Source organism: Paraburkholderia sp. BR13444 (genome assembly GCF_040948755.1).
Lineage (GTDB): Bacteria > Pseudomonadota > Gammaproteobacteria > Burkholderiales > Burkholderiaceae > Paraburkholderia > Paraburkholderia youngii.
Genome location: NZ_JBFPKM010000087.1, coordinates 1 through 206 on the forward strand (window position 1 = coordinate 1; position 206 = coordinate 206).

Consider the following 206-nt stretch of genomic DNA (forward strand, 5'->3'; position numbering starts at 1 on the left):
TCGAACCACCACCCAGCGCCCGGGCCGTGCTCGACGCCGTGCCGTACAACTGGCCACCGTTGACCGCATCCACGCTCGATGCCCGCACTGCGCCCGCAGCCACCCCCGTCACCGTACGGTTGCCCGCGGTGCCTGCCACGTTGATCACCGAACCGTCAGCATCTTTCGCCACCGCGATGTCGCGGGTGGTTGCATCCTGCTGCACC

Annotated in this window: 1 protein-coding gene; it reads right to left on the reverse strand. The window is 68.9% G+C overall.

Annotation, left to right across the window (positions count from 1 at the left end; genetic code table 11):
* Positions 1-206, reverse strand: a 206-nt coding sequence (locus tag AB3X95_RS39100; RefSeq protein WP_368624020.1) for a hypothetical protein, incomplete at both ends; no start/stop codon positions are given.